Genomic DNA, 21,123 nt, shown 5'->3' on the forward strand with positions numbered 1-21,123 from the left:
TATGACAGGCGGACAAATTGGTAATGTAGATCTGGTAAAGCAGCTAAATAGTGCAGCTGTTTACCGGCTCATTGACTTGCAGGGCCCTATTTCACGAATCCAGGTTGCTGACGTCAGCCAGCTAGCCCCGGCAAGTGTTACTAAGATCACCCGCCAACTGCTGGAGCGCGGCCTGATTAAAGAGGTCGCGCAGCAGGCATCTACCGGCGGTCGGAGAGCTATCTCCCTGACAACGGAATCAACCCCTTTTCACTCAATTGCGATCCGTCTGGGCCGCAATTACATCGAACTGACGCTGTACGATCTGAGCGGTAAATTCATTGCCGGTACCGGCCATGCATTTCATTACACCAGTCAGCAAGCACTGATTGACGGCCTGCTTGACCATATCCGGCAGTTTATCGCTGATAACCAGAGCATCATGCGCGAACTGGTAGCATTCGGTATCACGTTACCGGGATTGATTGACCCTGAGACCGGTGTGGTGGATTACATGCCGCACATCGAGGTCGATAACCTGCCACTGGCTGATATCATTACCGACAAATATGGCGTAGCCTGCTTTGTCGGTAACGACATCCGTGGCTTGGCACTGGCCGAGCACTACTTTGGGGCCAGCCGTGACTGCCATGATTCAATTCTGGTCAGTGTTCACCACGGTACCGGTTCAGGCATCATTGTTAACGGCCAGGTATTCCTGGGATATAACCGCAATGTGGGCGAAATCGGCCACATCCAGATTGATCCATTGGGCGACAAATGCCAGTGCGGTAATTTTGGCTGTCTTGAGACCGTTGCCTCTGAACCGGCGATCATCAAGCACGTTCAAGCTCTGCTGGCTCAGGGCTACCCAAGCAGTTTACAGGAGCTGGAAGAGGTCACGATGCCCGCTATCTGCGAAGCGGCAAACAAAGGGGATGAACTGGCTACTCAGGCACTGATTAAAGTCGGTAACCATTTGGGTAAAGCGCTGGCGATGACGATTAACCTGTTCAACCCACAGAAAATTGTCATTTCCGGCAACATTGTACAGGCGAAAAATATTGTGTTCCCGGCGATTCGTCGCTGCATTGAGACCCAGTCGCTGTCGACCTTCCACAAAGATTTGCCAATCGTCGAATCAGAGCTGTATACCCAGCCGACAATTGGTGCATTTTCAATGATTAAGCGTGCCATGCTAAACGGTGTATTGCTGCAGAAATTGCTGGAAGAATAACCAAACAGCTAGCCGATTCAGCGGGTAGACAGCTCGCTAAGTTATTCATATTGTAACAATTACAAGGAGCATGTTCCTATTCGGAGCATGCTCCTTGTGTTATATTTCTGCGCAAAATGTGTCCCCCGTCAGACGGGGCATCGTCTTCTAACCATAAGAAATTTCAGTCAAGCCATGGAACTTGTATATATCATTGCTGCCTTTTTGGCAGGTTACATTGCCCTCAGGTGCAAATTGCCTCCGCTTGTGGGCTTTCTTGTCGCCGGGTTCGCGTTAAACATCTCAGGCTATGAATCCACCGCCACCCTCTCCTCACTGGCAGATCTGGGTGTCACATTACTGCTGTTTACCATTGGCCTGAAACTCGATGTCAAAACCCTGTTGGCAAAAGAGATCTGGGGCGGTGCAACCCTGCATAACCTGCTGACAACCGGCCTGTTTACCCTGGCTCTACTGGCGCTCAAGCAGCTCGGTATTGGTATTATGGCTGACCTGGATATCACGCAACTGGCTCTGCTGGGTTTTGCGTTGTCCTTCTCCAGTACCGTTTTTGCCATTAAAGCGCTGCAGGAAAAAGGCGAGCTGAATGCCACCTACGGTACCTTGTCGATCGGTATTCTGGTGATGCAGGATATCTTTGCGGTCATTTTCCTGACTATTTCGACCGGTAAAGTCCCGGACATTACCGCCCTGGCGCTGTTCGCACTGCCGCTGTTGCGCCCTTCCCTGTTTAAAATTCTGGATCGTGCCGGCCACGGTGAAATGCTGGTTCTGTACGGCGTATTCCTGGCGCTGGTTGCCGGAGCTGGATTGTTTGAAGCCGTCGGGATGAAACCGGATCTGGGGGCATTGATCATGGGTATGTTGCTGGCCGCCCACCCGAAAGCATCAGAAATGTCGAAATCACTGTTTAACTTCAAAGAGCTGCTGCTGGTCTGTTTCTTCCTCAATATCGGTCTTTCGGAAACCCCGACCATTGATGGCCTGCTGATGGCACTGCTGCTGATCGCCCTGTTGCCACTTAAAGGGATCCTGTACTACGTCATTTTCAATATGTTCCGCTACCGTGTCCGCACTTCGCTACTCGGTACCCTGACGCTGTTTAACTACAGTGAATTCGGTCTGATTGTGGGTGGACTGGCATACAGCATGGGCCTCCTGCCTGGCAGCTTCCTGGTCGCCATTGCCATTGCAGTATCGATGTCATTCCTGATCGCCGCCCCACTCAACAGCCTTGGCCACCGGCTGTACAAAGATGCCGCCAAATGGCTTAAAGAATTTGAACCGGAAAAACTTAACGCCAGCGATCGCCTGATAGACCTCGGTGAGAAGCAGATTCTTATTCTAGGGATGGGCCGTATCGGTACCGGTGCCTATGATGAGCTGGTTGCTCGTTACGGGGATCAGGTGATTGGCGTTGAAACCCGTGAAGAATCCGTGGCCCAGCATCGAGAAGAAGGCCGTCATGTCATTCACGGCGATGCAACTGACCCGGACTTCTGGGCCCGGGTCATCTCCAAACGCAACACCAAGCTGATCCTGCTGGCAATGCCACACAGCCAGGCCAATAACTTTGCGCTGGAGCAGATTCGCGAACGTGACTATCAGGGACAAATTGCCGCCATCGCAAAATACAATGATGATGAAGCCGAACTGAAAGAGTTGGGTGTCGATGCCGCCTTCAATATCTACAACGAAGCCGGTAGTGGCTTTGCTCGCCACGTCGTTGAGCATTTGTCGCCACAAATTAAGTCAAAGCTTTAATCCTCCTTTCCCCCTCCAACGGCAGCTCAGGCTGCCGTTTGTTTTTTCGTACGAAATATCGCCTCAATATAGAAAATATTCTGTATTTTTGGTTTTTATTAAACAATATTCACCATAGATGCTTTTTGTTTATTGAATTGAAGTTAGAGGTTGCATTTCATTATCGAATACGCAATTTTAAAAACCAACAGGGAAACGACAAGTATGTAGTCAGGATCTGCCTGACAGATTAGTCAACCGGCTACATCTCGATTCCAACAGTTACATGGATAGCAATCAGCCATTAGATTTGGGGTAGGAAGTATGTGTTCAGTATTCGGGATTCTAGACATTAAAAGTGATGCAACCGCGCTGCGTCAAACGGCACTCGAAATGTCAAAAAAAATGCGCCACCGTGGCCCGGACTGGTCCGGTATCTATTCATCAGACCGTGCGATTCTGGTGCACGAGCGTCTGGCCATTGTTGACCTGAACAGCGGCGAGCAGCCTCTCTACAACGCCGACAAAACTCATGCCCTGGCTGTTAACGGCGAAATTTACAACCACAAAGAACTTCGCGCAGAGTTTGCCCCGGATTATCCGTTCCAGACTGAATCTGATTGTGAAATCATTCTGGCACTGTACAAAGAGAAAGGGCCGGAACTGCTGGACTACCTGAACGGTATTTTTGGCTTCATCCTGTACGATGAGCAGGAAGACGCATACCTGATTGGCCGTGACCACATCGGTATCATCCCGCTGTACCAAGGTTATGATGAGCACGGAAACTACTACGTAGCCTCTGAAATGAAAGCGCTGGTACCGGTTTGTAAAACCATCAGCGAGTTCCCTCCAGGCCATTACCTGTGGAGCAAAAAAGGTGAACCGGTTCGCTACTACAAGCGTGACTGGATGGAGTTCGACAGTGTTGCCGAAAACGTTACTGACAAAGTCGCTCTGACCAACGCGCTGGAAGGTGCCGTAAAACGCCAGCTGATGACCGACGTACCATACGGTGTATTGCTGTCCGGTGGCCTGGATTCTTCCGTGATTTCCGCAATCACCAAAAAGTTTGCGGCTCGCCGAATTGAAGATGATGAGCAATCTGAAGCCTGGTGGCCAACCCTGCACTCATTTGCGATTGGCCTGGAAGGTGCACCGGATCTGAAAGCCGCGAAAAAGGTTGCCGACCACATCGGTACGGTTCACCACGAACTGACCTACACCATTCAGGAAGGTCTGGATGCGATTCGCGACGTGATTTACCACATCGAAACCTATGATGTGACCACTATCCGTGCATCAACCCCGATGTACCTGATGTCACGTAAGATCCGTGCAATGGGTATCAAGATGGTTCTGTCTGGCGAAGGCGCAGATGAAGTATTCGGTGGTTACCTGTACTTCCACAAAGCACCAAACGCCAAAGAGTTCCACGAAGAAACCGTACGCAAGCTGCTGGCTCTGAACATGTTTGACTGTGCTCGTGCGAACAAATCAATGGCGGCATGGGGTATTGAAGCTCGTGTTCCGTTCCTGGATAAAGAGTTCCTGGAAGTGGCCATGCGTATCAACCCACAGGACAAAATGTGTGGCAACGGTAAAATGGAAAAACACATTCTTCGTGAATGCTTTGGCCACTACCTGCCGGAATCTGTGGCCTGGCGCCAGAAAGAGCAGTTCTCTGACGGTGTAGGTTACAACTGGATTGACACGCTAAAAGAAGTGGCTGAAGCAAAAGTCACGGCACAGCAGCTGGAAACTGCGAAATTCCGCTTCCCGTACAACACGCCGACCACCAAAGAAGCGTACGTGTACCGCGAAATCTTCGAAGAGCTGTTCCCACTGGAAGACGCAGCGAAATGTGTACCAGGTGGTCCATCAATTGCCTGCTCAAGTGCTAAAGCGATTGAATGGGATGAGAGCTTTAAAAACAGTGCCGATCCATCTGGCCGTGCAGTAGCCGCCGTACACAACGAGGCATACCAGAAAGCGTCGGTATAAATGTATTCATCAACACCTGTACGTTTCTGACTCAGCACGTTTTTGACTAAGAACAACGTTACATTCGGACACATGCAGCGTCGGGGCTGGCAATACCAAACCAGCCCCATAACCATAAAAAAAGCGAGAGCCTTGGCTCTCGCTTTTTGTTTGTTCGCTGATTGAAATGTCATCAAGCCATAGTTCAGTAGCTTGTGACAAGTACTCCATCAGAAGTAGAAACGGGTACCGAAGATGAAACGGGTAAAGCTGTCTTCCAGACCATCTTTGGTGACACTGATATCATCAGTTGAGATGTTGTAGTTCACTTCGGCACTCAGCGCGACATGCGGGTTGATGAAATACTTGATACCACCGGCAATCTTAATGTTCAGCGCCGTCACATCTTCAAAGTCAAATTCAAAATCCCCGTTATCCCCTGACAAGTTCGCCACCTGTGCGGCAGCCCCCAGGTAAGGCACCCAATTCGACTGGTTCGTAAAGTTATACTCCGTAAAACCACCAAACTGGAAGGTCTGAGTGCTGTCACTCATATTGATATCCAGTACCGCACCAATCTCCCAGTCTTCCCGGATAAAATAACCATAAGATGTATTTAGGATGAACAGGTAATCATCAACGTAGTCAAGATCCAGACTACCTTGTAAAGCCAGTTCCTGCGTCCCTTGCGGTAAAGAAACCTGAGCCCACACAGACGGCGCGCTGAGCGCTCCCATCACAGCCAATGCCACTGCATATTTTTTCATTTTTATCCCACTCCTTGTTGAGGTAACTCAAACTAAGACTAGGAGCCGGTCATAAAATATGCCAAAAAATTTGTGTAAAGTTTGTCCTAAACAGAATAAAAAAGGCCAACTTACGTTGGCCTTTGTATTCTCTATGGGAATTACCGTTCCCAGTAAGCTTCCTCGAGGCTGTCCTCTCGTTCTGGCAGGCCACGAGACAAACGCGGCGAATGCTGTGCCAGTACTTCATAACTGACTCGGTTTGAGTACAGACAAATTTGCGAGAAAGACGAGTACGTCAGGTAAGTGTACTGGTGCTTACTAGATTTCGGCACATTTTCGCGATGGTAGCGGTTTGCTGACATGTCGTGCAGCAAGGCTGACAACGCACCATCACCCGCACCGTTGGTATTTTTGATACGCTCCGGGCCACCCATGTAAGGCGCGATGTGAGAGTATACCTTAATGGCATCCTGGCAGTCGGCTTTCAGCATCGGGCGGCTGAATTCGTAGCGATTGAACTCAGGAATTTCCCCCGGTAGCAGCGGCAGGCTGGTTTCACGCTTCGCTGCGTTTTCTGTATAACCCGCCATGTACAGGCCCACAGGCCCCGCGGTACACAGCACCAGGTCAACCCATTCCAGGGTTTTTTCAGACGCCATCAGCGGATCGGTTTCCCCGGTCAGCGCTTCAGCTTCGTCTTCATTCATAGCAACCACAGTCACGTGTTCACGCAGGAAATCACGCCACCACTGCGGGTCATCAGCAATCACAAACTTGGTACCCAGCGTCAGTACCACAGGAACATCATACTTTTTCGCGTATTCGATGGCCTGCATCGTTGCAGCTGGCATTGGGTCACCTTCTTTACAACGCACCAGATACGCCGTCAGTACCAGCGCTGATGCATCTTCAAAGACGTGTTCCGGGATGCTGTCCGGACGCAGTTGGTTCATGCGGCCTTCGTTGATAGCAAACGTACGTTCGCCATCGCTGGTAATGAGCGCAAAACAACGGCCAATCGGACCTTCAACCGGTTGCAGGTAGTTCATGTCCATACGGCTGGATGTGTTGCAAAGATAGCGGTAAGCGTAGCTACCGATTTCAATGTCTTTACTCATCACACCCAACAACAGAGATTTGTCATCTGCCAGCACTGAGTAGTTGTGCAGCGTGTTACCAATGGTACCGCCGGCAAACTCGTGCGTGATCAGCTCTTTCTCTTTCAGTTCACGGTACAGGGCTTCCGCCTTTTCATCCGTGATCACCAGTGAGTGACCTTTACTCAGCTCATAGCGCTCCAGGAATTCATCATCAACACAGGCTTCAATATCCACCAGCGTCTGATCAATACCGATGATGTGAGTACGAGCGAGTCGCTTTTCTTGTTTTGACTGACTTAGAAGAGGATCACGTGCGTGTACTGGAAAGTAATGCTTGGACTTTCGTTGGCCTGGAAATTTCATGTCGATGAGCTGTCTGTAGAGAAATTTTGCGAATTCTATCACAGAATATAGAACAAGAAAGAAAAAGCTCTCGAACAAATCGAGAGCTAGTTAACGGAATGAGAATTTCCAGGACGCCGTATTTCAGCTTGTCAGCACTGGCCTACCAGCCTTGGGTGTGCTGTTTTACCAGTGCCTGCATCATTGCAATATGCTCAGGCTGGTCGTTCAGACAAGGGATCAGATTGAACGTCTCCCCGCCAGCTTCAAGGAAAACTTCCTTACAGCCCACGGCGATCTCTTCCAGGGTCTCCAGGCAGTCCACCGAAAACGCCGGACACATAACATCCAGCCGTTTAACGCCTTTCTCAGCCAGAGAACGAATCGTCCCTTCCGTATATGGTTGCAGCCACTCTTCCCGGCCAAAAATGGACTGGTAGCTCATGCTCATTTTTTCCCGCGCCATCCCCAGCTTCTCCGCCAACAACGCCGTGGTGCCATTGCAGTGTTCCGGATACGGATCGCCATTGTCAGCATACCGCTTCGGGATGCCGTGGTATGAACACAGCAAATAATCCGGCTCACCATGTTCTGCCCAGAACTGTGTGGCGGAATCAGCCAGCGCTGAAATATAGTCCGGGTGATCGAAGTAGTGATTGATAAAACGCAGCTCCGGCAGATACGGACGCTGCCTCAACCCCTTCGCCACTTTATCAAATACCGCCGCGGTAGTTGTGCGCGAGTACTGCGGATAGAGCGGTAACACCACCACTCGCTGACACCCCTGAGCCTGTAAAGCGGCCAGACCGTCCTCAATGCCCGGCTTGCCATAGGTCATCCCCAGCTCGACAGGCACGTCCAGCGCTTCAGCCAATTTTTGCTGCTGGCGACGCGAATACACCATCAGCGGCGAGCCCTCTTCCATCCAGACGCTCTGGTACAACTTGGCAACTTTAGGGGACCGGATTGGCAGGATGACCCCGTGCAGAATCGGGCACCATAACCAACGGCTCATATCGACGACACGCTGATCGTGCAGGAATTCAGACAGGAAATGCTTAACACCTGCCGATGTCGCACTTTCCGGCGTACCTAGGTTAACCAGGAGAACACCGTAGGAAGGCGTATGTTCAATGTGGTCTGTGCTTTGTTCGCTCATAATGTCCTTCGTACTTCACGCAGCCAAATAATTGAAGTGAAACGCTTGTCACTTTAACAGTTTTTAATTCAGCTGGTTATACCGAACTTAACAATAATACGATCACTGGCGATTTCCTCACCACCCCACTATTCAAGCATATAAAATCAGGCATAAAAAAGGGTCAGCCTGACAGGCTGACCCGATTTAAAGTGGTTTAGCTACCCGGCAGAATTACGCCAGTGCTTTCTCCAGCTCTGCACTTACTTCTGTTACAGGCTTAGTACCATCGAATTTCAGGTACTTAGTGTTGCCTGCTTCAGCTTCTTTGGTGTAGTAAGCGATCAGTGGAGCAGTTTGCTCATGGTATACACCCAGACGAGCACGTACTGTTTCTTCTTTGTCGTCATCACGTACAACCAGGTCTTCGCCAGTTACGTCGTCTTTACCTTCAACCTTTGGCGGGTTGTATACAACGTGGTAAGTACGGCCAGAAGCCAGGTGAGCACGACGACCCGCCATACGCTCAACGATTACTGCGTCTGGCACGTCAAATTCGATCACGTAGTCAACGTCAACGCCGATTTCTTTCAGACCGTCAGCCTGAGGAATCGTACGAGGGAAACCGTCCAGCAGGAAGCCTTTTGCACAGTCGTCTTCAGCAATACGCTCTTTAACCAGACCTAGGATAATGTCGTCAGACACTAGTTGACCAGCATCAATAACGGCTTTCGCTTGCTGACCCAGCTCAGTCCCTGCCTTGATTGCTGCACGTAGCATGTCACCAGTTGAAATTTGTGGAATACCAAACTTCTCTTTGATGAATTGTGCCTGAGTACCTTTACCTGCACCTGGAGCGCCCAGAAGAATGATGCGCATCTTGATCCCCTTAGATTTGAATGGAGTTTTCAAAAAAATGAAAAATACACTGATTAGCCCTTAGTCGCAAGCCCGGCTGCCCTGCCTGACTGCTATTACATACTGTCTCAGCATACAATTTGACATAGATAGGGGGGATTAGACCTTAGTCACATCCCCCCGCCTGTTTAATGATTTAACTGGCTGATTAAATTTCTTTATACCAGCAGCTGGTTCACTGCTGACAGGAACTTGGATGGATCATCCATGGTGCCTTTTTCAGCCAGCATCGCCTGTCCCAGCAGCATCTCGACCCAGCGACCGAACACTTCCTCGTCGGCTTCGTCAGCCATCTTGCGGACGACCGCGTGCTCCGGGTTCAGCTCAAAAATGTATTTTACTTCAGGAGCAGAATGACCCGCTGCAGCCAGCAGTTTCGCCATCTGTGTTCCCATTTCATTTTCGCCGGTCACAACAACCGCTGGCGTGTCTTTCAGTTTGAAGGTAGTACGCACATCCTGAACGCGATCGCCCAGGTAGGTTTTCGTGCGCTCAACCACTGACTGGAAGGCTTCCTCTGTTTCTTTACGCTTCTCTTTTTCTTCCTCGTCATCAAACTTGGACAGATCAAGATCCGCTTTGGTGATCGCTTGGAAGGCTTTGCCTTCAAACTCCGGCAGGTGACCCATCAGCCACTCATCGATGCGATCAAACATCAGCAGTACTTCCAGACCTTTAGCACGGAACTGCTCAAGGTGCGGGCTGTTCTTAGCTGCCGTGAAGCTGTCGGCAGTCAGGTAGTAAATCTTGTCCTGACCTTCTTTCATGCGGCCGATGTAGTCTTCCAGCGATACCGTCTGCTCTTGGGTTTCCGCATGGGTAGAACTAAAGCGCAGCAGTTTGGCAATTTTGTCACGGTTAGCGAAGTCCTCAACCGGGCCTTCTTTCAGCACCATGCCGAACTCATTCCACAATGTCTGGTACTTCTCGGCATCATTGTTTGCCAGACGCTCCATCATGGTCAGGGCACGTTTGGTACAGGCTTTGCGCAGTGACTGCGTGACTTTGTTGTCCTGCAGAATTTCACGTGACACGTTCAGCGGCAGATCGTTAGAGTCGATCAGACCACGCATGAAGCGCAGGTACGACGGCATGAACTGCTCGGCGTCGTCCATAATGAACACGCGCTGCACATACAGCTTCAGGCCATGCTTGGCATCACGGTTGTACATGTCCCACGGGGCTTTGGACGGGATATACAGCAAGCTGGTGTAGTCCTGCTTACCTTCTACGCGGTTGTGGCTCCAAGTCAGCGGCTCCGCAAAGTCATGGGATACGTGTTTGTAGAACTCTTGGTATTCTTCATCGCTGATATCGGCTTTGTTTCGGGTCCACAGAGCCTGAGCCTTGTTGATTTGCTCCCACTTACGGCCGGTTTCTTTGCCTTCGTCATCACGCTCAACAGTCTGGATATACACCGGAATGCCAATGTGATCCGAGTATTTACCAATGATGTCACGCAGACGGTATTCGCTCAGGAATTCTTTTTCATCGTCACGCAGGTGAAGAATAATCTCGGTGCCGCGGCTTGCCTTTTCGATGCTCTCAACGGTGTAGTCGCCTTCACCGGTCGATTCCCAGGACACCGCTTCATCGGCTGCTACACCCGCCGCACGCGTATTCACGGTTACCCGGTCGGCGACGATAAAGGCCGAGTAGAAGCCCACCCCAAACTGACCGATCAGCTGAGAATCTTTCGATTCCTCTTCGCTCAGCTTGGCAAAAAAGTCTTTTGTTCCGGATTTCGCGATCGTACCCAGGTGTTCAATCACCTCATCTCGCGTCATACCGATGCCGTTATCACTGATCGTCAGCGTTCCTGCTTCCGCATTAAACGACAATTTCACACCCAGATCCGCATCATTTTCATACAAGTCTGGTTGAGACAGTGCACGGAAACGCAGCTTATCTGCAGCATCCGACGCATTCGAAATCAACTCCCTCAGGAAGATTTCTTTGTTCGAATAGAGAGAGTGAATCATCAACTGAAGCAGCTGTTTGACTTCAGACTGAAAACCACGGGTTTCCTTATTTTTGTGGATAGTTTGTTCGCTCATTTCGACTCCGAAACTTGTATTTTGCACTTGTAACTTGCATTAAGAGGACGTGCAGACGTCGAATCTGAAACCCCGGTGACACAGCTGTTATAAAGTGAGTCACCGCTAACTTTCAGACGATTTTCGCTGTCTGGAATACCTTTTCCCACCCTGTTTTTTCATCACCGGATGGCCGTCCCAATTCACTACTCTGTATACATGTGGGCTTCTCGGCGGTTTTCAACCTAAAAGTTTGCATTTATCTCTTTGAGGTTTTTTCAGAACACTTTTTTATGTTTTTTACATTCAGGCATAATTCAGCCTTTTCATGCTATATATCTGCATGATTTAACTTTGTTAATGCTAAAAATGAATAAAATAGAAAGTAAGTTACTTATTGGGCAGCGTTTTGTTTTTGACCCATACGATAATAGTCTGGTCGACAAGCTCGAAGAGGATGAGCTCACCCGTCTTGGGACAAATGAAAGCCGGGCACTGTGCTTGTTGGTGGAAGAACCGGGTGCCATCATTACACGCACCCGATTACATAACTATGTCTGGCGCGAGCAAGGATTTGAAGTCGATGACTCAAGCCTGACCCAGGCAATTTCCACCCTGCGAAAAGCCCTGAAAGATTCCACCAAATCACCTGAATTTATCAAAACCGTGCCAAAACGCGGCTATCAGATGATTGCATCGGTGGAAACCCTGTCTGACTCAACACCCCCTGTTTCTGAATCGGAGCCTGCGGAAGCAATTCTGGATGGCCTGCCAGTTGCTGAGCTTGACGACGCGGCAACCGTTTCAACGCCTTCTGCAAGCGGTCAGACAAACACGGCTCACTATCCGGCGGCAGGTGCCAGCCACGCTTCAGTCAGTCATCACTACATGGCACAAAACCATACCGGTTTTGGCAGCTTAAGCCACACCAGCGCCGGGCTGAAACTGGCCAGCATCATCGCTTTATTGCTGGCTTTCGTCATGCCGCTGATCGTTACTGTGATCATGCCGCAAAAATCCTCTGCGTTTACCCAGCTGACGCAAATCGACGGTATTCCGGTACTGGTACCGCAGAACCACCCTTCGGTATCGCAATGGGAAACCATGATCAGTCAGTGCGTTGAATCTTATCTGGAATATCACCAAGGTGATCGTCGGCCGACCGAAGTCATTGCAACCGGCGGACAAAGCGCTCAGCTATGGCTGAACTATGTACACAATGACAAGATTCCCAATGAAAACGTGACTCTGCGTTTGCTGACCAGTAACAAGGACAACGCCACATTATGTCAGTAACAATTAAGCCTTCAGCTCTCAAATTCCTGGCTGCAAAATATTGGGCATTTATTCTGTTAGGCATTTCCTGCCTGTTTAGCGGTTGGCTGTACTTTTCCAGCGATTATAAGCTGGAGCAACTACTGACCTCGCGCGAGTGGCATGCTAACTCGGTCAGCCGCATCAAGGACACCACCCTGGAAGAGCTGGGGATGCTGCGACAGGTCGAGCAGACCAGCCATGTGATTTACCTTCCAAACAATACTTACTCGCGAATCACGGTATTGAAGCTGTTCAGTGATGAAGCTACACCACTGACGCTGCATATTTCCGAGTCCGGTAACTGGGATGTCAGCGGTGAGTATTTACTTACTAAGCCATTGGAATTTAAAGATATTACATCAGGACACAACCTGGACTTTAAACCCAAACACCTGAGCATTGTGAAGCAGATTTTCCGGATGGATGCCGAGCAAAGTCGCCGGGTTGATATCCGCAATGACAAGTCGATTCTGCTGACCAGCCTGAGCTTTGGTTCCACGATCCTTTACTCACTGTAAGCACTGCTACTCGCCGTCAGTGACGCGCCTGACGGCGTCCTGAACCTGCCTCCTGAACGCTATCAGGGGGCAGAGACCAGCTTTATCTCCACATCTCACGTTCTTAACTTTCCCCCTCCGTCTTGCTGGGTCGCCATACACCTAGCGTTCGTCCCACGACGTTGTTTTTCTGTTCGCACGGTAATTGCGTTCTGGGTTCGTGGGAGAAAGAGCGTTGAGCTTGGTATCAGGACATACGCCTGGACTTGGGCTTGGATTTAGGCTTGCTTGTACTTAGGCACGGAGGGATTAACATTCAGTGCCTCAGGGGTTTTGGCTCGATTCGACCAGCCAGTTTGGGAACACTGGGGAAGAAAAGTGTTGTGGGCAACACCTAGATTAACGGTGTTGGCTAGACGGTTATCGCTTTGTGTTATCAATACACTGGCGTTACTTGCGGCAATAAAAAAGGGAAGCGAACGCTTCCCTTGATAATGAACAAAACAGACAAATTATTAGAAGTACAGACGCATACCGATGGTGAAGGCACTGTCATCCATCATCTTCTGGCCATCAATTGCGGTTTTTTCTTCGTCGTAGCTCATGTCAGCATATTCCATGTATGAAACCACTTGGCTGGTCAGCCAGTAGTCGGCACCCACGGTGAACTGATCCAGCGTGTTGTCTTTGGTGTCGTAGTCAACATAATCATACACACCGTACAGGCCCACACCGATTGGGAAATCGTAGCGTACCATCGCACCCACACCGGTTTGCTCATCGCCCGCAAAGTCATAGTCGGAGTACATCGCTGCCAGTGACAGGGTATTCCACGCGTATGTGGCGTTCAGTGTCCATGAATCATCTTTGTCATCGCCAAAGATCTTGTCTTTTTCCGTACGCTCAGAGCTGGTGTAGGTACCGGACAAGCCCAGACCGAAATCTGATTCCCATGCTACACCCAGTGCATAGGCCTGATCGATTTCGATGATGTCACCGCTGATCACACCATCACGGTCATCATATTCCTGACCAGTGTGGTACTGAGCCATCACAGTGAAACCGTTCTTTTCAAATTTGTACTGCACGCCGTTAGTCAGGCGATCTGTTGCTGACCAGTCGTTTTTAATGTTGGCCGTACCACCGTATTCCCAGGTGATATCGTACTGACCGGCCAGCGTATCCTGCACTGCTGACATTCGACCAATTCGGAATTCACCGAAATCACCACCGATCGCAGCAGAAGCGAATTTCGTGAATTCTTCATCATCAAAGCCGTTGCCGTCTTCAGGAATGATGTTCAGCTCTTTAAGGACATCACCGTTCACGTACAGGCCGTTTGGCATGAAGTAGGTCATGTTCAGACCCAGCTCTGTCCCTTCGCCGGTGAACGTGTCGTCAGCGCCCATGATGCCGTTATCAGTCGTCTCGTAACGAACACGCAGGTTACCGTAAATGTTTACTGAAAGGTCATCGGATTTATACACTTCCGCTGCCATTGCTGATGCACTGGCAACCACTGAACCGATCACAGCTGCTACAACTGTCTTTTTCATGTTCACTCCTAATTATTGTCTCTATCAGCCCTTCTTTGGGCGTCAGTTTTTTATTTTTCACTGCTACCTGCCGGATGACATCGGTACAAAAAGCACACAACTTCAGCCAGCATGTTTCCCGTAAGGTGTGTTGGCCATTAGGGAGACACGGACTATTAAACACATAGAAACAAAGGGTTATGAACAAAAACAGTCTTAAACGATATTTAAATAGTTATCCTTAGAAATTAAGGTGATATAAAAACTAAATCAGACTCTAAAAATCTCAATCAGCTAAAAACTCATCATTGAGCGCAAAGAAATACGGGCTTTTGCCGAGGAAAGATAAAAAAATACCAACGCCCGACTAAATCGAGAGTTGGTATTTTTTTGAGTTAGCTAACGCTACGTATTGCGCTGCCGTCAGATCAGCTTGTGTCGACCAGCCAGAGAATGGGATAAGGTCGTGCCATCCACCAGCTCCAGCTCACCGCCAACCGGTACACCATGAGCAATACGGCTGGCTTCAACCTGATACTCGCCACACAGTTCAGCGATGTAGTGAGCTGTCGCCTCCCCTTCTACAGTCGGGTTGGTTGCCAGAATCACTTCACTGATGGTTTCGGTCTGCATCCGGAATTCCAGAACATCCAGCCCGATATCCGACGGCCCGATGCCATCAAGCGGCGACAGGTGTCCCATCAGCACGAAATACCGGCCGGAAAACTGCCCGGTGGCTTCGACCGCCAGAATATCTGCCGGACTTTCCACAACACAGATTTGGCCGTTTTCCTGACGACGCGGATTTGAACAGATGGAGCACACCTCTTCTTCCGTAAACGTCCGGCAATCACGGCAGTGACCGATTTCCGTCATGGCTTTTTGCAAAGCATCCGCCAGTTGCAGGCCACCCTGACGATTTCGCTGTAACAAACTGAAGGCCATCCGCTGTGCTGACTTGGGGCCAACCCCAGGCAGACAACGTAAGGCCTCCATTAATTGCTCCAGTAATTGACTGGTACGCATTTATCAGAATGGCATCTTAAAGCCAGCTGGCAGGTTCATACCGCCAGTCACGCTTGCCATCTTCTCTTTTTGAGCTTCTTCAATACGACGTGCCGCATCATTGAACGCCGCAGCAATCAGATCTTCCAGCATGTCTTTGTCGTCTTCCATCAGGCTGTCATCCAGCTCAACACGACGCACGCTGTGGCTACCAGTCAGAGTCACTTTTACCAGGCCGGCACCGGACTCACCAGTGACTTCCATACTCGCGATCTCTTCTTGCATTTTCTGCATGCGCTCCTGCATTTGTTGCGCCTGCTTCATCATGTTAGCCATACCGCCTTTACCAAACATATGTTCTCTCTCTATGGTCTGGTTAATCTATAAGGGTCTTACGCTATCTTCATCCAGTACAGCAGCAAACCGCTGACAAATGAAATTCACGTTGGGATCAGCCATCAGGCTTTGCCGGGCTTGATCCAGTTTTTCCTGATAGAGGCACTCCCGCCATTCCAGCGGTGTACGTCCCCTATCACTTAATTCGATGGTGAGGCTGATCGCCGCACCAAACAATTCGCTCAGTGCCTGAGCCAGTTGCTCACGCGCTTTCGGTGTATCCAGGTGCTTCTGACTCGGTCGCAGCGTCAGTGTTACCGCATCGCCACTGCGCTCAAACGCAGAGTTCAGGGCAAGCTGTTGAACCATACGACCTACATTAAGCTTAGTCACCCAATCCGACCAACTATCCTGATTTGCCGCTTCGTTGACAAGCAAATTCACCATTTCAGGTGTTTTTTCATGTTCCAACGCCTGTTTCATCTGGGCAGGAGCAACTTCGGTTACGACAACAGACTCATCAGGCTCCGCCGTTGGCCGCCACTGGTATTCCTGCGGTGCGGTAGAGTGCGGTGCCGCTTGTGACGGTGAACCGCCTCCCGGCATACCCGGTACCGGCATCGCATCAGGTGCGGCAGCATGACGACCGTTTTGCTTACTGGCAATTCGATCGAGAACGCTGCCGGTCGCGACTTTTTTAGCCTGTACCGGTTGGGTCTTTTTTCCGCTGGCCGGTGCCGCGCCATCACGCTTCACCTGACTCCGTAATTTGTTCCTTGCCGCCAACAGACCAGAAGCTGCCGAAGCCGGACGCTCTGCCGCCGGTTGCGCTGACTGAGTGTGCACTGGCTGATTATTCGCTTGCTGATTATGCACGGGCTGGCTGAGCGCAGCCTGACCAGACGGTGGCGATTGCGGATACGCCACACCCGGATCCACATGCTGAGACTCCGGGCCGTATGACTCAGAGTAATCCGGCACTGGCGGCGCGTCGTAAGCTGGAGGATTCTCATAATGGTGGGCCGCAGGCATCGGCCTTTGCGCCGCCGGCTGAGCCATTGGCTGAGCAGCTGGTGTCTGCATCTGCGCTCTCAGGGCCTGTACGCGCTGCATCCCCTGGCCTTGTCCGGCAGGCGTTTGGCCCGCGGGATGTTGCCCCATAGGACTTGGCGTCCGTGAGACCGATGGAGTCGCCGGTTGCGCCTCAGGAACAGCAATCGTCTGAGGCGTCACCGTTGACACTGCAACAGGACGGAACGCCAGCATGCGTAACAACACCATTTCCAGACCGGTACGGCCATCCGGCGAGTAAGCCAGATCCTGTCGCCCTTGCAACGCAATTTGATAGCACAGCTGCACTTCCTGCGGCGATACCGCTTTACTGAGCAGCACAATACGCTCGGCATCCGGTACAGAATCATCAAGCGATGCCGGTAATGCCTGGTACATGGCAACGCGGTGAAGCTGGGAAGCAAGCTCACGCAGCAGACTGTCCCACTCAACGCCGACACCCGCCAGTTCTTCCAGGCAAGCCATGGCTGGCTGGGCTTCCCCTTGGGCAACCGCTTCCAGTAAATACAGAGCTTGTTCCGTGTTCAGGGTACCCAGCATTTCCGACACCGCAGTCGCGTGTACACTGCCGTTCCCCAGTGCAATGGCCTGATCGGTCAGGCTCAGTGCATCACGCATACTGCCTTCAGCCGCACGGGCCAGCAGACTTAATGCGCGAGGTTCAAATTCAACCTGCTCTTGGGTAAGTACGTACTCAAGCTGCGCCTGAATCTGAGTATTATCCAGATGTTTGAGATGAAACTGCAGACAGCGCGACAAGATCGTCACCGGCAGCTTTTGCGGATCGGTGGTCGCCAGAATGAATTTAACGTATTCCGGCGGCTCTTCGAGTGTTTTCAGTAAGGCGTTAAAGCTGTGACGAGAGAGCATGTGCACTTCGTCAATCAGGTAAACCTTGTACCGTCCCCGAGCCGGCTTGTATTGCACGTTATCCAGCAGATCTCGAGTATCTTCAACCTTGGTGCGTGAGGCGGCATCGATCTCTAACAGATCGACAAAGCGTCCCTCATCGATTTCACGACAAGTCTCACACTGCCCACACGGTGAAGCCGTGACACCCTGCTCACAGTTCAGGCCTTTCGCAAAAATACGGGCGATCGTGGTTTTACCTACCCCTCTTGTTCCACTGAACAAGTAGGCATGGTGCAAACGGTTATGGGCAAGCGCATTTTCCAGTGCTGTCAAAACGTGGGACTGACCCACCACATCAGCAAACTGGTGCGGGCGCCATTTACGTGCCAGAACCTGATAACTCATGTTAACTAACCTTACAGAATCAAGAACTCAATGCTAGCACAGGGAGGATAATGGGGCGAGAGGGCGCTCGACGAGCGCCCAATGATTAGCCAGTCACCTGGCCAGACAGCCTGTCAGTGGCCGTCAAAATCACAGATGCTGAAGACCTTCAGGCCGATACCTTGCAGACGCTGTTCGCCGCCGATATCAGGCAGGTTAATAACAAATGCTGCATCTTCAACAATACCGCCCAAACGACGTACCAGCTTAGTGGTCGCTTCAATCGTACCGCCTGTTGCCAGCAGATCATCTACCAGCAGGACTTTGTCCCCTTCGCGGATAGCATCTACGTGGATTTCAAGCGTATCCTGGCCGTATTCCAGCTCATAGCTTTCGCCGATCACTTCACGCGGCAGTTTGCCCGGCTTGCGTACCGGCACGAAACCGACACCCAGTTCCAGTGCGAGCGGTGCACCAAACAGGAAGCCACGCGCTTCAGTACCAATCACTTTCGTAATGCCCTTGTCTTTGTACTGATCAATCAGCACCTGCATCGTTGCACGGTAAGCCTCAGGATCTTCCATCAGGCTGGTCACATCACGAAACAGAATCCCTGGTTTTGGGTAATCAGGGATTGATTTAATACTGTTTTTAATCAACGCGAGCTTATCTTGATTCATATTCGATTATCCGTGCCCCTCCCAACGGGGCAAATGTAAGTGAAACGGCTAAAAGCCGATAAAAACCGGCTCAAATAGTAGTGATTTTCCGCAGCAGGAGCAAGGACTGGTGCCAGATCTGCACCACCCAATGTCACTTAGAGAGTGTCACTTAGAGAGGCTCAGATAATGGCGGGTTTTCCCTGACTGGCAAACGGTTAAACCAGAACAACAATATTGCCAGCATGACCAGCAACATGACTTTGTGCCAAATCAATGGCACCCAATAAATAGAGAAGGCAAAACTAAGCACCATCATAATGTTGGCGCGGCGTTTCACCCGAGGTGAAACCGAGCGGTGACGATGCCAGTTCTCAAGCACCGGGCCAAATTGCGGATGGCTCAGCAACCAATGGTTCAGACGCGGCGAGCCCCGCATGAAACAGGCACTGGCCAGCAGCAGGAAGGGTGTTGTTGGTAACAGCGGCAGAAAAGCACCGATCATGCCCAATACCACGCAAATCCAACCACAAACCAAGAGTATTGTTCTTTTTACCATACATCACATTCCGGTACTGTCCTCTTGGCAGTGTAGCAACAAAAGAAAACGGCCAACAACACTCTTGTTGCTGGCCGTTCAGAAAGACGGGAGTTTCTGCCTGATTAAGAAGACAGAATGCCCAACCAGGTCAGACTTGCCGGCAGTGTTGGCAATGCCATTGCCAGCAGAAAACCGAAAAAGTACTTTACGCTGTATGGGTCTTTAAAACCATGCTCCATGGTACACTTCCTTTATTGGCTGATTGATTTTAGGCTGATAATCGTTCACGGCTCTTGGGCCGCTCATCTCATTAACCCTGCTAATATAGCGGATAAAGGGTGTCGCAAAAACCGAGAGAAAATACGGGTATTCCGGAATAACCCCGACTTTGTTTGATTCAAATCACAATCAAAGTTAAGAATCGACTTAGACTAAATTTACCTAAAACAAAAATGATGATCTTATGGCAACGTCAGAATTAACTTATGAACCGCTGCGGGTTCGCCTTGAGCAGGAGCACGCTGCACTTTATTCCGAGCTTAAGCAAGAAATGTTGCTCAATACTCTGCTTCCGTCATCAGCTGCAATTGAAGGCGCGGAATTGAGTGATTTAATTGTTATGGCTAAATCATCATTTATTCCGAATTTGTTTGATTTAGCAACCCGACTGGAAAAAGTGGATGCCGCCATTTGCTCAATTAAACTGGGCATGTACGGCCTGTGTGCTGATTGTGAAGATGAGATCGATATAGAAGATCTGGAAACAGATCCGGCTCAGCCTCGCTGCCAGCACTGCCGAGAGCACAGCCGCTATCACCATGAGGCCTGAAAAATCCGTTCAGCGCCGTTAAAACGGCAATAAGCGGGACATTCCCGCCTATTGTTTTTCATCAGTTCTGCCTGACCTGGTTTCGTCAGTCCGACAACGCCGTCAAGCTTCTGACGGCTTATAGCAGATTACTGATTCGCCTGAGTTTTTACCCACTGTTCAAACGCTGCTTTTTCATCAGCATTGGCTTTGCTGTACCACAGTTTCAGCTGAACCAGCGCATCGCCGGTGATACTGATTTCGCCTTTATCGCTGACTTCTACCGCGGCTTTTTCCAAATCTACCGCATAACCTTCTTCAAAGGTAATGCCGTGCTCGCGGTTGTATTCCGCAACCAGAGCTTCCATGTCACTGAATGCGGCAAAACCTTTACCTTGCAGCTCTACGTATTCCAGCGGTTGTTTTGCACCACCAGCCAGCTCCAGTTGCCACTCCGGGCCACGCTGAAAATAAGATTCTGCCTGAGACAAAGTCGAAAGACGAGGCAGTGTAATGGTCGCGTTCTGGGTAGGTACTTCCATCTCAAACAGATAAGGGCGAGTCGTATAGATACGGGTTTTCGAGCCGTCTTTCACTTCTCCGTCATAACGCACAACAATCTGGTGTTTGCCTGCAGGCAGATTCACAGCGCTGGTCTCAGACCAGAAGGAAGACTCTACCTTTTTGCCGTCAACCACCAGTAATTTAATGTTTTCACCCGTGCTTAATGTGCCTGCCTGTGCAGCCAGAGGCAGCGCCAGGCTACCAAGCGCTAGAAACCACTTTTTCATGTCCAAGTTGTCCTTTTTTGTCCTGTTATAAGCCCATCAAGATAGCAAAAAGCCGCCATAAAGGCGGCTTTTTTCAGAAAGTTTTCTAACTGTGGCTCACAA

18 protein-coding genes are annotated in these 21,123 nt (G+C 50.4%); 6 read left to right on the forward strand and 12 right to left on the reverse strand.

Annotated features, from left to right (window positions below; genetic code table 11):
- Nucleotide 1 precedes the first annotated feature (1 nt).
- From nagC to asnB, 3 genes are all read left to right on the forward strand, one after another.
- Nucleotides 2–1,216 (forward strand): DNA-binding transcriptional regulator NagC, encoded by a 1,215-nt coding sequence (gene nagC / locus PGW97_RS11640; protein ID WP_047887782.1) that lies wholly within the window; start codon nucleotides 2–4, stop codon nucleotides 1,214–1,216.
- Between the two features lie 174 nt (nucleotides 1,217–1,390).
- Nucleotides 1,391–2,980, forward strand: coding sequence for a cation:proton antiporter family protein (locus tag PGW97_RS11645; RefSeq protein WP_047887783.1), 1,590 nt, complete (start codon nucleotides 1,391–1,393; stop codon nucleotides 2,978–2,980).
- Nucleotides 2,981–3,283: 303 nt separating this feature from the next.
- Nucleotides 3,284–4,963, forward strand: coding sequence for an asparagine synthase B (asnB, locus tag PGW97_RS11650; protein ID WP_047887784.1), 1,680 nt, complete (start codon nucleotides 3,284–3,286; stop codon nucleotides 4,961–4,963).
- A 209-nt stretch (nucleotides 4,964–5,172) separates the two neighbouring features.
- Here the strand turns inward: asnB and PGW97_RS11655 are convergent, their stop codons facing one another.
- From PGW97_RS11655 to htpG, 5 genes are all read right to left on the reverse strand, one after another.
- Entirely contained in the window at nucleotides 5,173–5,709 is a 537-nt protein-coding gene (locus tag PGW97_RS11655) for an outer membrane beta-barrel protein (RefSeq protein ID WP_047887785.1), read from the reverse strand.
- 140 nt (nucleotides 5,710–5,849) lie between these two features.
- Nucleotides 5,850–7,154, reverse strand: a complete 1,305-nt coding sequence (locus PGW97_RS11660; RefSeq protein ID WP_047887786.1) for an inosine/guanosine kinase — start codon at nucleotides 7,152–7,154, stop codon at nucleotides 5,850–5,852.
- A 142-nt stretch (nucleotides 7,155–7,296) separates the two neighbouring features.
- A complete protein-coding gene (hemH, locus tag PGW97_RS11665) occupies nucleotides 7,297–8,292 on the reverse strand; it encodes a ferrochelatase (protein WP_217393544.1) in 996 nt (331 codons plus the stop codon).
- A gap of 213 nt (nucleotides 8,293–8,505) precedes the next feature.
- Nucleotides 8,506–9,150, reverse strand: a complete 645-nt coding sequence (gene adk, locus PGW97_RS11670) for an adenylate kinase (RefSeq protein WP_047887788.1) — start codon at nucleotides 9,148–9,150, stop codon at nucleotides 8,506–8,508.
- A 197-nt stretch (nucleotides 9,151–9,347) separates the two neighbouring features.
- On the reverse strand, nucleotides 9,348–11,246 hold the full coding sequence (gene htpG, locus PGW97_RS11675; protein WP_047887789.1) for a molecular chaperone HtpG: 1,899 nt from the start codon (nucleotides 11,244–11,246) through the stop codon (nucleotides 9,348–9,350).
- A gap of 348 nt (nucleotides 11,247–11,594) precedes the next feature.
- Here htpG and PGW97_RS11680 point away from each other — a divergent pair, with 348 nt between their 5' ends.
- Together PGW97_RS11680 and PGW97_RS11685 are read left to right on the forward strand one after the other, a co-directional pair.
- Nucleotides 11,595–12,521 (forward strand): winged helix-turn-helix domain-containing protein, encoded by a 927-nt coding sequence (locus PGW97_RS11680; protein WP_217393542.1) that lies wholly within the window; start codon nucleotides 11,595–11,597, stop codon nucleotides 12,519–12,521.
- On the forward strand, nucleotides 12,512–13,060 hold the full coding sequence (locus PGW97_RS11685; protein ID WP_273857369.1) for a regulatory protein ToxS: 549 nt from the start codon (nucleotides 12,512–12,514) through the stop codon (nucleotides 13,058–13,060). Before PGW97_RS11680 ends, PGW97_RS11685 begins: the two co-directional genes overlap by 10 nt.
- A 494-nt stretch (nucleotides 13,061–13,554) precedes the next feature.
- Here the strand turns inward: PGW97_RS11685 and PGW97_RS11690 are convergent, their stop codons facing one another.
- The 6 genes from PGW97_RS11690 to PGW97_RS11715 form a co-directional block, all read right to left on the reverse strand.
- Complete coding sequence (locus tag PGW97_RS11690; RefSeq protein ID WP_273857370.1) at nucleotides 13,555–14,595, reverse strand: porin; 1,041 nt, start codon at nucleotides 14,593–14,595, stop codon at nucleotides 13,555–13,557.
- A gap of 402 nt (nucleotides 14,596–14,997) precedes the next feature.
- Entirely contained in the window at nucleotides 14,998–15,600 is a 603-nt protein-coding gene (recR, locus tag PGW97_RS11695; protein ID WP_047887792.1) for a recombination mediator RecR, read from the reverse strand.
- A 3-nt stretch (nucleotides 15,601–15,603) separates the two neighbouring features.
- Nucleotides 15,604–15,933, reverse strand: coding sequence for a YbaB/EbfC family nucleoid-associated protein (locus PGW97_RS11700; RefSeq protein ID WP_047887793.1), 330 nt, complete (start codon nucleotides 15,931–15,933; stop codon nucleotides 15,604–15,606).
- A gap of 27 nt (nucleotides 15,934–15,960) precedes the next feature.
- Nucleotides 15,961–18,243 (reverse strand): DNA polymerase III subunit gamma/tau, encoded by a 2,283-nt coding sequence (gene dnaX / locus PGW97_RS11705; RefSeq protein WP_273857371.1) that lies wholly within the window; start codon nucleotides 18,241–18,243, stop codon nucleotides 15,961–15,963.
- A 113-nt stretch (nucleotides 18,244–18,356) separates the two neighbouring features.
- The gene (apt, locus tag PGW97_RS11710) at nucleotides 18,357–18,902 is read right to left on the reverse strand and encodes an adenine phosphoribosyltransferase (RefSeq protein ID WP_047887795.1); all 546 of its coding nucleotides are present in this window, start codon (nucleotides 18,900–18,902) and stop codon (nucleotides 18,357–18,359) included.
- A gap of 151 nt (nucleotides 18,903–19,053) precedes the next feature.
- Entirely contained in the window at nucleotides 19,054–19,440 is a 387-nt protein-coding gene (locus tag PGW97_RS11715; protein ID WP_217394337.1) for a YbaN family protein, read from the reverse strand.
- 445 nt (nucleotides 19,441–19,885) lie between these two features.
- Here PGW97_RS11715 and PGW97_RS11720 point away from each other — a divergent pair, with 445 nt between their 5' ends.
- The gene (locus PGW97_RS11720) at nucleotides 19,886–20,251 is read left to right on the forward strand and encodes a dksA-type zinc finger protein (RefSeq protein ID WP_047887798.1); all 366 of its coding nucleotides are present in this window, start codon (nucleotides 19,886–19,888) and stop codon (nucleotides 20,249–20,251) included.
- Between the two features lie 128 nt (nucleotides 20,252–20,379).
- Here PGW97_RS11720 and PGW97_RS11725 read toward each other — a convergent pair whose 3' ends face one another.
- Nucleotides 20,380–21,021: a YccT family protein gene (locus PGW97_RS11725; protein WP_273857372.1), complete on the reverse strand. Its 642-nt coding sequence runs from the start codon at nucleotides 21,019–21,021 to the stop codon at nucleotides 20,380–20,382.
- Nucleotides 21,022–21,123: the final 102 nt, after the last annotated feature.

Origin of the sequence: Photobacterium sp. GSS17 (assembly GCF_028621875.1) — a bacterium.
GTDB lineage: Bacteria > Pseudomonadota > Gammaproteobacteria > Enterobacterales > Vibrionaceae > Photobacterium > Photobacterium ganghwense.

Excerpts from the sequence above, each read along its gene's own strand:
- adk (WP_047887788.1), bottom strand. The coding sequence starts at position 9,150 with ATGCGCATCATTCTTCTGGGCGCTCCAGGTGCAGGTAAAGGTACTCAG.
- PGW97_RS11700 (WP_047887793.1), bottom strand. The coding sequence starts at position 15,933 with ATGTTTGGTAAAGGCGGTATGGCTAACATGATGAAGCAGGCGCAACAA.
- apt (WP_047887795.1), bottom strand. The coding sequence starts at position 18,902 with ATGAATCAAGATAAGCTCGCGTTGATTAAAAACAGTATTAAATCAATC.
- dnaX (WP_273857371.1), bottom strand. The coding sequence starts at position 18,243 with ATGAGTTATCAGGTTCTGGCACGTAAATGGCGCCCGCACCAGTTTGCT.
- PGW97_RS11655 (WP_047887785.1), bottom strand. The coding sequence starts at position 5,709 with ATGAAAAAATATGCAGTGGCATTGGCTGTGATGGGAGCGCTCAGCGCG.
- asnB (WP_047887784.1), top strand. The coding sequence starts at position 3,284 with ATGTGTTCAGTATTCGGGATTCTAGACATTAAAAGTGATGCAACCGCG.
- nagC (WP_047887782.1), top strand. The coding sequence starts at position 2 with ATGACAGGCGGACAAATTGGTAATGTAGATCTGGTAAAGCAGCTAAAT.
- PGW97_RS11685 (WP_273857369.1), top strand. The coding sequence starts at position 12,512 with ATGTCAGTAACAATTAAGCCTTCAGCTCTCAAATTCCTGGCTGCAAAA.
- PGW97_RS11725 (WP_273857372.1), bottom strand. The coding sequence starts at position 21,021 with ATGAAAAAGTGGTTTCTAGCGCTTGGTAGCCTGGCGCTGCCTCTGGCT.
- PGW97_RS11645 (WP_047887783.1), top strand. The coding sequence starts at position 1,391 with ATGGAACTTGTATATATCATTGCTGCCTTTTTGGCAGGTTACATTGCC.
- PGW97_RS11715 (WP_217394337.1), bottom strand. The coding sequence starts at position 19,440 with ATGGTAAAAAGAACAATACTCTTGGTTTGTGGTTGGATTTGCGTGGTA.
- htpG (WP_047887789.1), bottom strand. The coding sequence starts at position 11,246 with ATGAGCGAACAAACTATCCACAAAAATAAGGAAACCCGTGGTTTTCAG.
- PGW97_RS11720 (WP_047887798.1), top strand. The coding sequence starts at position 19,886 with ATGGCAACGTCAGAATTAACTTATGAACCGCTGCGGGTTCGCCTTGAG.
- PGW97_RS11680 (WP_217393542.1), top strand. The coding sequence starts at position 11,595 with ATGAATAAAATAGAAAGTAAGTTACTTATTGGGCAGCGTTTTGTTTTT.
- recR (WP_047887792.1), bottom strand. The coding sequence starts at position 15,600 with ATGCGTACCAGTCAATTACTGGAGCAATTAATGGAGGCCTTACGTTGT.
- PGW97_RS11660 (WP_047887786.1), bottom strand. The coding sequence starts at position 7,154 with ATGAAATTTCCAGGCCAACGAAAGTCCAAGCATTACTTTCCAGTACAC.
- hemH (WP_217393544.1), bottom strand. The coding sequence starts at position 8,292 with ATGAGCGAACAAAGCACAGACCACATTGAACATACGCCTTCCTACGGT.
- PGW97_RS11690 (WP_273857370.1), bottom strand. The coding sequence starts at position 14,595 with ATGAAAAAGACAGTTGTAGCAGCTGTGATCGGTTCAGTGGTTGCCAGT.